A 9,633-nucleotide genomic window follows, 5' to 3' on the forward strand; every position below is an offset into this window, starting at 1 on the left:
GCGCTCGCCGGGTAGCGTCGGCTCCGTGGCCACCGCAGATCGACCCCGCCGACCGAAGATCGGGCGCATCCCGATCACCGAGCTCGCTCCGAGGACCCCGAACGGATTCCCGGGCAAGGCCTTCGACGGCGAGGTGATCACGTTCGGTGCGACCGTCTTCCGCGAGGGGCACGGGATCATCGGCGCCGACCTCGTGCTCGAGCGCCCCGACGGCGGCACCCGGACGGTGCCGATGGTGCTCGTCGCCGAAGGCACCGACCGGTACGAGGCGACCGTGCAGGTCGACCACGTCGGTGTCTGGACGTGGCACGTCGAGTCCTACTCCGACGACTGGGCGACCTGGCTGCACGCCGCACGACTCAAGATCGCGGCCGGCGTCGACACCGAGGCGACCCTGCTCGACGGGGCCGTGCTCCTCGACCGCCTCGCCGACGAGACCGACTCCCCCGCGGCCACGCGCGCCGCTGCCCGGGTCCGTGACACCGACCTCGACCCCGCCGAACGCCTCGCCGCCGTCGAGGACCCGCGCATCACCGCCGAGGTTGAGGAAGCTCCGCTCACCTCGCTCCGGACGCTCTCCGCCACGCAGCTGCTCGACGTCGAGCGCACCCGCGCCGGTGTCGGCGCCTGGTACGAGTTCTTCCCCCGCAGCGAAGGGGCGAAGAAGAACCCCGACGGCTCGTGGAAGAGCGGCGACTTCCGCTCCGCCGCCCGCCGCCTCCCCGGTGTCGCCCGGATGGGCTTCGACGTGGTCTACCTCCCGCCGATCCACCCCATCGGCACGACCGCGCGCAAGGGCCCGAACAACACGCTCACCCCGGGGCCGCACGACCCCGGCAGCCCATGGGCGATCGGTTCCGCTGCGGGCGGTCACGACGCGATCCACCCCGACCTCGGCACCGAGGAGGACTTCCGCGGCTTCGTCGAGACGGCGAAGAACACCGGGATGGAGGTCGCGCTCGACTTCGCGCTGCAGTGCTCCCCCGACCACCCGTGGGTCACCGAGCACCCGGAGTGGTTCACCGTCCGGGCCGACGGCTCGATCGCGACCGCCGAGAACCCGCCGAAGCGCTACCAGGACATCTACCCGATCCAGTTCGACACGGACCCCGACGGCATCGTCGCCGAGGTGCTCCGCGTGCTGCGGCACTGGATCGCGTTCGGCATCCGGATCTTCCGGGTGGACAACCCGCACACCAAGCCCCTGTGGTTCTGGGAGCGCGTCATCCGCGAGGTCCGCGACGAGCACCCGGACACCGTGTTCCTCGCCGAAGCGTTCACCCGACCGGCGATGATGCGCGCGTTGGCCGAGGTCGGGTTCCAGCAGTCCTACACGTACTTCACGTGGCGGAACTCGAAGGACGAGATCACCGAGTACTTCGAGGAGCTGTCGCACGAGACGAGCGCGTACCTCCGTCCGAACCTGTTCGTGAACACGCCGGACATCCTCACCGAGTACCTGCAGTTCGGCGGCCGAGCGGGCTACAAGGTCCGCGCCGCGCTGGCTGCGACCGGTGCTCCGACCTGGGGGATGTACGCCGGCTACGAGCTCTTCGAGGACGTCGCACGCCCCGGTTCGGAAGAGAACATCGACAACGAGAAGTACGAGTACAAGCCCCGTGACTTCGCCCTCGCCGAGGCCGAGGGCGCGAGCCTGGCGCCGTACGTCACGATGCTCAACCGGTTCCGGCAGGCGCACCCCGCGCTCCGTCAGCTGCGGAACCTGCACGTGCACGTCGCCGAGGACCCGGCGATCGTCGTCTACTCCAAGCACCTGTCCGGACGGTTCATCCGCTCCGGGCGCGACGACACCGTGATCGTCGTCGTGAACGTCGACCCCCACTCGGCCCGTGAGACCACGGTCCACCTCGACCTCGCCGCACTCGGCCTCGACCCGGAGCAGGCGTTCGACGTCCGCGACGTGGTCACCGGGCAGCGCTGGGTCTGGGGGACGTCGAACTACGTCCGACTGGACGCGTTCCAGGAACCCGTGCACCTGCTCGTCGTGGAGGGACCCCACCGATGACCGACACCCACTCCGAGGACGACGCACGGAAGGCGCAGGGCAACGGCCCCGGCGTGCCCCCGACCCCGCCGCCCCCGCCGCCTGTGCTGCCGCGTCGCATGCCGGAGGACACCCCCCGCCCGACGCACCCGGTGCAGCACGTCGCGCCGACGGACGACCGACGCCCGGGGACGCCGGCGGCCCCGGCGACCCCGCGGTACGAGCCGCGGGTCTCCGCACCGGGTGAAGACCTGCCGGGTGCGCCGGCCGCAGCCCGCGAAGCGCCCGACCGCGGCGTCCCCGAATCCGCGACGCTCGCCGGGCACGCGCCGGACGCCGCCCACCCGCGTCACGTCGCCGCGGAAGCCGCGGAAGCCGTGGAACGGACCGGTGCACCGGCCCCGTCGACGGCCGCCGCGCCGGCCACCGCCGCGGGAGCTGCCGGTCCGGGCGACGGCGCCGACGCCCCCACGAGCGAGGGCGGAACGCCGCTCGCCGCCACCGACGAGGCGGAGCCGAGCCGCGCCTCCAGGGCCGCGACCACGACCACGAGCACGCCGACGTCCTCGTCCCCTCGGCCCGCGCCGCTCGACGAGTGGCTCCGCCAGCAGGTCGCCGAGGCCCGCTGGTCCCAGCCGCACGACGTGCTCGGCCCGCACCCCGTCGAAGGCGGTACGAGCATCCGTGTCGTCCGGCACCTCGCCACCGCCGTCCGGATCGTCCGCCCCGACGGGGACGACGTGGAGCTCACCCACGAGGGCGACGGGCTCTGGGCCGGCGCCACTCCCGGCGAGCTCGGACGCTACCGCGTCGAGGCGGACTACGACCCGGACCCGTCCTCGGACGCGGACGACATCACCTGGACGACGGACGACGCCTACCGGTTCCCGCCCACGATCGGTGAACTCGACCTCCACCTCTTCGGCGAGGGCCGCGACGAGCAGCTCTGGCACCACCTGGGCGCCCACGTCATGACCCTGGACGGCGTCGACGGCGTCGCGTTCACCGTCTGGGCACCGCGCGCCACGGCCGTTCGCGTGATCGGTGACTTCGAGGGCTGGGAAGGCCGCACGACCGCGATGCGCCGCCTCACCGACCTCGGCGTGTGGGAACTGTTCTGGCCCGGCGCACTCCCGGGCCAGCGCTACAAGTTCGAGCTCCTCACGGACAGTGGGTGGGTGGAGCGTGCCGACCCGTTCGCACGGCGCACCGAGGTGCCGCCGCTGACCGCGTCCGTGATCGACGACTCGCACCACGAGTGGTCCGTCGGAGACGCGCAGTGGATGGAGCACCGCGCACGGACCACCACGCACGATCGTCCGATGAGCGTGTACGAGGTGCACCTCGGGTCCTGGCGTCCGGGCCTGTCCTACCGTGAGGCAGCCGACCAGCTGATCGGGCACGTGCAGTACCTCGGGTTCACGCACGTCGAGTTCCTCCCGCTCGCCGAGCACCCGTTCGGCGGCTCCTGGGGCTACCAGGTCACCGGGTACTACGCACCGACGGCTCGCTTCGGCTCCCCCGACGACCTCCGGTACCTCATCGACCGTCTGCACTCGGCGGGCATCGGCGTCATCATGGACTGGGTGCCCGGCCACTTCCCGAAGGACGAGTGGGCGCTCGCGAAGTTCGACGGCTACGCGCTGTTCGAGCACCCGGACCCCCGGCGCGGCGAGCAGCTCGACTGGGGCACCTACGTGTTCGACTTCGGGCAGCCGCAGGTGCGGAACTTCCTCGTCGCGAACGCGCTCTACTGGCTCGAGGAGTTCCACATCGACGGCCTCCGGGTCGACGCCGTGGCCTCGATGCTGTACCTCGACTACTCCCGCACGGAGTGGCTGCCGAACGTCCACGGCGGACGCGAGAACCTCGAAGCGATCTCCTTCCTGCAGGAGACGAACGCAACGGCGTACAAGCGCTACCCCGGGATCGTGATGATCGCCGAGGAGAGCACCTCCTGGCCGGGTGTCACGCAGCCGACCAGCGCCGGCGGACTCGGGTTCGGCCAGAAGTGGAACATGGGCTGGATGCACGACTCGCTGCAGTACATCGAGCGCGAACCCGTGTACCGGAGCTACCACCACGACGAGATCACGTTCTCGTTCGTGTACGCGTTCAGCGAGCAGTTCACACTGCCGATCAGCCACGACGAGGTCGTCCACGGCAAGGGCTCGCTCTACGGCAAGATGCCCGGCGACGAGTGGCAGAAGCTCGCCAACGTCCGCGCGTACCTGGCGTTCATGTGGGCGCACCCGGGCAAGCAGCTGCTGTTCATGGGGCAGGAGTTCGCGCAGCCCACCGAGTGGTCGGAGGCCCGCGGCCTGGACTGGTGGCTCCTCGACGATCCTGGGCACCGTGGCGTGCAGGACCTCGTGTCGGCGCTCAACCACGTCTACCGCGAGACCCCGGCACTGTGGACGCACGACGGCAGCGCGGACGGCTTCGAGTGGATCGAGGGCGGCGACGCCCCGCACTCCACCCTCGGGTTCCTGCGCAAGGACGGCGACGACCGACTGGCCGTCTTCGTGAACTTCTCCGGGGTACCGGTCGAGCGGCGCTTCGGACTGCCGTCAGCGGGTGCCTGGCACGAGGTGCTCAACACGGACGCGGCGGAGTACGGCGGGTCCGGCGTGGGGAACCTCGGCGTCGTCACGGCGGAGGACACCCCGTGGGCCGGGCGACCGGCGTCCGCCCACCTCGTGGTGCCCCCGCTCGGAGCGGTCTGGCTGAAGCTGGCCCGCTGACCACCGGGAGCAGACGGGAGGCGCGGNNNCGCGCCTCCCGTCCGTCGTGCTGGCGGGTGTCAGTACAGCGCGCTCGCCAGACGGCGACGCGCCGCGACCACCCGCGGGTCGTCGCTGCCGATGAGCTCGAAGTACTCGACGAGCCGCGCACGCAGCGCCTCGCGCTCGTCGCCGAACACGGTCGGCACGAGGTCGAGCAGCCGACCGAAGGCGTCCTCGACGTGCCCGCCGGAGACGTCGAGGTCGGCGACGGCGAGCTGCGCCTGCACGTCCGAGGGTCCGGCCGCCGCGGCCGCACGGATGTCGTCGGCGGTGCGGCCGTCCAGCCGGTCGAGGAGCGACACCTGGGCGAGCCCGGCGACGGCCATCTGGTCGTGCGGGTCCTGCGCGATCGCGGTCTTGTACTCGTGGATCGCGGTCGCGTAGTCGCCCTGCTCGATGGCGTCGTAGGCGGCCTGGTGGTGCGGCGGCAGCGGTTCCGGTTCGGGCTCGCCCTGCTCGGCGGCACCGGCCGCGGCTGCTCCGTCCACGGTGACCCGTCCGGACACGCCGTTCTGCTCGGCGGCGGCGAGGACCTGCTCGTAGACGTCCCGCACCTGTGCCTCGGGCAACGCGCCGACGAAGAGGCCGAGCGGGCGCCCGCCGATGAGCGCCGCCACCGTGGGGATCGACTGCGCCTGGAACGCCTGCACGAGCTGCGGGTTCGTGTCCGCGTCGACCTTGGCGAGCAGCACACGCCCGTCGTACTCGGCGGTGAGTTGCTCGAGGATCGGCGAGAGCTGCTTGCAGGGACCGCACCACTCCGCCCAGATGTCGACGATCACGGGGACCACCGTGGACAGCTGCAGGACGTCCTGGAAGGTCTGGTCGGTGACGTCGAGGACGAGCGACGGGACGGTCAGGTCGCCGCCGGTCTCGGTACCGGCGACCCCGGAGGGCGCGGCTCCACCGGCGGACGCGCCACCCGCCGCTCCCGGCGCGGGCTGGGACGGCCGTTGGGCACGGTCGACGAGGGACGACAGGTCGACGGCTCCGCGGAGACCGGACGGGGTCGGGGGGACGTTGGTCATTGCACCTCACTCGCTGCTGTCAGGCCCTGCGTGAACCCGAGCAGGACCACCTTCTCATCGGAGCCCACCGGGGGCACCGAGAAGAGCAGTTGCACGCCGTAGGTGGCGCTGATGCCCTTCTTGCTGGAGTCGACACCCGAGAGCGCCTTGACCGCGCCTTCGGTGTTCACCTCGGCGCCCGCCGCGGTCGGGGTCACCTTCTCGATCTCGTCGAGGTCGGCCGAGACGAGCGCCCCTGCGCCGTCGGTGGCGATCGCCGTCACGCTGTCGGCGGGGACCTCGGACGAGTACTCGATCTTCGCGGTGTCCGGGAGCGACTGGGACTTCTTGTCCTTGTACGCCTTGCCGATGGTCGAGCGCAGGCCGTCGCCGTCCGCCTGGAAGAGCGACGCGTACCGGCTGTCCGTGTCCTTCGACAGGATGTCGCCGTACGCCTGGGCGATCTGGTCCGGCGCGATCGAGAGCAGCTTCGTGTTCGGGGCGAGCAGCGCCGCACCGAGCGAGGTGGGAGCGAGGCTCGGGATCTTGGCGGCGGCCTCGAGCGAGACGTCGTACGCGACCTTGTAGTCGTCGCGCGCGGAGTCCTGGACGAGCGTGAGGGCCTGCGGCGCGGACTTCGCGGTGCAGTCCTCGGCCACCACGGCGAACACGGTGCGGGGCCACGAGTCGGTCTGCTGCGGCAGCGCCACGCACACCTGTTCGGCCGAGATCGCCGGCGGGGCGTCGGCGTCGGCGTCCTTCGCACGGATGGTGTAGTTCGCCGTGCGCAGGTCGAGCGCGGCGCCGGTGAAGCGTTCCGCGGCGACCTTCGGGTCACGGGCGTCGTCGGCCTTCTTCGCGACCTCGGCGACGCGCTGCACGATGCGGGTGATCTGCTGCTTCGTCGCCGCCGTCGGTTCGCTCTGGGCCGCGGAACCGGTGGCGGTGGCCGTCGGGGTCGGGGTCGCGCCGGAGCCGCCCTGCGGCCAGTACTCGGACGAGCACCCGGCCAGCCCGAGGGCACCGACCAGCAGCACGGGGACGACCACGAAGGCGCGGCGGCCACGACGGCCACGGACGGGCACCTGGGCACCGGCCGCAGCGGCCCGTCGGGAGGCGCGCACGCGCGGCGGACGGGACCCGCCGCTGCGGCGGCGCGGACCACGGCCACGACGCTGGTGCACGAAGGCCCACACGAGCAGGACGACGCCGCCCACCAGGAACACCCCGCCGGCGACGAGCAGCGGCCCGACGGACGGCGTGGACGTGTCGCGCGGCCAGGTCACGGAGACGTCCGCGGGGGCCGCGGACGTGCCGTCACCGACGATGATCACGGAGACGTCCTTCGGCAGCCGGACGGTGAACTGCCCGGCGCTGTCGTACTCCTGGTACCAGAGGTCGCTCCCGCGGGGGTCCGGCACGGAACGCTCGCCGCCGGTGGTGCGACCGACGAGCTTCGCCTGCTCGGCGTCGAACCGGAGCGTGGTGTGCGCCGCGTCGCCGACCCAGGCCTCGACGTCGGTGGTCTTGCCGTAGGCGGCGAAGACCTTGCCCGACCCGGACACGTTGATGCGCTGGTAGCCGGGGTTCGCGTTGAGCGTCGACCCCGGGATCACCGTCACGGGCGCGGAGCTCTTCGAGGACGATGCCGCGACCAGCGACGACGGTGGCTCGAACACGGTCCGCTGTCCGACCGCGAGCGCGACGAGCAACAGACCGATGACGAAACTGACGATCGCCAGGACGAACCGCACGGATCTTCTCCCTACCGCGCCGGGGTGGGGGTGTCGGCGCGCGAATCAGCGCTCCAGGATAGCGGGGGAGTCTGGACGGCGCATCCCCCGGCGCTGTCCGCGGTCACAGCCGGCCGTCTCCCCCCGCCACTACAATCGTGGCCGGGCCTTCCCTGTGCCCTCCGCCGAGCACCCCAGGAGTGAACACGTGGCGAACGACGAGGCAGAGTTCGGGACCGAGCTGCGCGGGTACCGCCGCGAAGACGTGGACCGTGCGCTGAACGACCTGCGCCGCGAGCTCATCAAGTCGAACAACGACCGCGCGGACGCCGCGAAGGAGATCCGTCTCCTGCAGTCGCGGGTCTCCGAGCTGCAGGGCGAGCTGGACGAAGCCGGCACCCCCACGTACAGCGGGCTCGGCACCCGTCTCGAGTCGACGCTCCGCGTGGCGGAGGAACAGTCGACGCGGCTCATCAGCCAGGCGGACATCGACGCCCAGCGGCTCCGCGCCTCCAGCCGCGCCGAAGCCGAACGCACCCTGCGCGAAGCACAGGAAGAAGTGCGCGACACCCTCGAGGACGCCCGCACCCGGTCCACGAACGAGCTCACCCGCGCCCGCGCCGAGTCGGCCGACACCGTCGAGCGCGCCCGCGCCGAGGCCGGCCTGCTCGTGCAGGACGCCCGTAATGAGGCCGCCGCGATCCGTGGGGCCGCCCTGACCGAGGCGGCCGAGGTCCGTTCCGTCGCCATCCGCGAGACCAACGCCCTCCGGGCAGAGGTGGAGCACGAGGTCGCCGAGCTGCGCGAGATCGCCCAGCGCGAGTCCGCGGACGCCCGCCAGGCCGCGGCCGACCTCACCCGCGAGACCGAGCACCGCCGCAGCGTGTTCGAGGCCGACCACACGCGTCGGATCGAGGACCTCGACCGCGAGGAGACGACGCGTCGCGAAGCGCTCGAGCGCGAGGTCTCCGAGGGTCGCGCGGCGTGGCACCGCGAACGCGCCGACGAGCAGCGGGCGCACGCCCTCGCGCTCGAGACCGAACGCGCCGCGCTCGAGGCCGAGGTCGAACGCCGCCGTGCCGAACTCGACGCGGAGCTGGCGGACCGTCGTCGGGTCCTCGACGAAGAACTCGCCGCTGCCCGCGCCGAGTGGGACCGCGAGCTCGCGTCCGCCCGCACCGCGCTCGAACAGGAGGTCGAGGCGGCTCGCGCCCAGCTCCGCGTCGACGAGGAGCAGACCCGGGCCGAGAACGCGCGCCTCGTGCAGGAGACCGCCGACCGCATCGCGCGGGAACTCGACGAGCACGCCACCCGGATCGAGCACGAGCGCGCCGAGGCCCAGGCTGCCGCCGACCGCGCCCTCCGCGAGCACGAGGACGAACTCGCCGCGCGCCGCGAACGCGAGCACGCCGAGGTCGACACCGAGATCGCCGACCGTCGAGCAGCCGAACTGGGTGCGCTGGAAGCCGAGCGCACCGCCCTGCGGCAGGAGATCGACACCGCGCGCGCCGACCTCGCCCGGGAGCGCGACGAGGTCCGCGCCGAGATCGCCCGCGAACGCGACGAGGCACGGACCACCCTCGAGTCGGAGCTCGCTGCCCGCCGCGACGACGCCGAGCAGGACTACCTGCAGCGCCACCACGAGACGGTCACCGAGACGCAGAAGTACCTCGACGAGGCGAACCTGCAGCTCGCCGAGGCGACCCGACGCGCGGCGGAGGCACGGGAGCGTGCGGAACGCCTCCAGCAGGAGGCGGACGACCTCGAGCGCTCCAGCACCTCCGAGGCGCAGGAACACGCACGGACCATCGTCTCGGACGCGCAGGAGCGGGTGCACCGCATGATCGCGGACGCCGAGGAGCGCACCGCGAGCATCATCGCCGAGTCCGAGGACCGTCTCGCCGCCATCCGGACCGAGCGCGACGCGGTGGCCGGCTACCTCGAGAACCTGCGCGGCGTGCTGACGCACGCCACGGGGCTGCTCGGCACCGAACCGGACGGTCGCGGCGACGGCGTGGTGGCTCCGACGGATGGTGCCGATGACGACGAGGGCTCAGCCGTCCGCTGAGCGGTGCGGGACGCCTGCTCGCCCCGCGACGGGC

The 9,633-nt window shown here is 72.3% G+C and carries 5 protein-coding genes; 3 read left to right on the forward strand and 2 right to left on the reverse strand.

The annotated features are described in order from the left end of the window. Nucleotides 1-25 precede the first annotated feature (25 nt). Together ACTJKO_RS13970 and glgB are read left to right on the forward strand one after the other, a co-directional pair. Entirely contained in the window at nucleotides 26-2,026 is a 2,001-nt protein-coding gene (locus ACTJKO_RS13970) for a maltotransferase domain-containing protein (RefSeq protein ID WP_440689716.1), read from the forward strand. Further along, a complete protein-coding gene (gene glgB / locus ACTJKO_RS13975) occupies nucleotides 2,023-4,749 on the forward strand; it encodes a 1,4-alpha-glucan branching protein GlgB (RefSeq protein WP_440689718.1) in 2,727 nt (908 codons plus the stop codon). Before ACTJKO_RS13970 ends, glgB begins: the two co-directional genes overlap by 4 nt. A gap of 59 nt (nucleotides 4,750-4,808) precedes the next feature. On the opposite strand, the gene ACTJKO_RS13980 is transcribed toward glgB, so the two are convergent. Together ACTJKO_RS13980 and ACTJKO_RS13985 are read right to left on the reverse strand one after the other, a co-directional pair. After that, entirely contained in the window at nucleotides 4,809-5,819 is a 1,011-nt protein-coding gene (locus tag ACTJKO_RS13980; RefSeq protein ID WP_440689720.1) for a tetratricopeptide repeat protein, read from the reverse strand. Continuing rightward, nucleotides 5,816-7,552, reverse strand: coding sequence for a hypothetical protein (locus ACTJKO_RS13985; protein WP_440689722.1), 1,737 nt, complete (start codon nucleotides 7,550-7,552; stop codon nucleotides 5,816-5,818). The genes ACTJKO_RS13980 and ACTJKO_RS13985 overlap by 4 nt, the downstream gene beginning before the upstream one ends. Before the next feature lie 187 nt (nucleotides 7,553-7,739). On the opposite strand from ACTJKO_RS13985, the gene ACTJKO_RS13990 reads away from it, so the two are divergent. After that, nucleotides 7,740-9,599, forward strand: a complete 1,860-nt coding sequence (locus ACTJKO_RS13990) for a hypothetical protein (RefSeq protein ID WP_440689724.1) — start codon at nucleotides 7,740-7,742, stop codon at nucleotides 9,597-9,599. Nucleotides 9,600-9,633 lie beyond the last annotated feature (34 nt).

The organism is Curtobacterium sp. 22159, from assembly GCF_052045775.1.
Lineage (GTDB): Bacteria > Actinomycetota > Actinomycetes > Actinomycetales > Microbacteriaceae > Curtobacterium.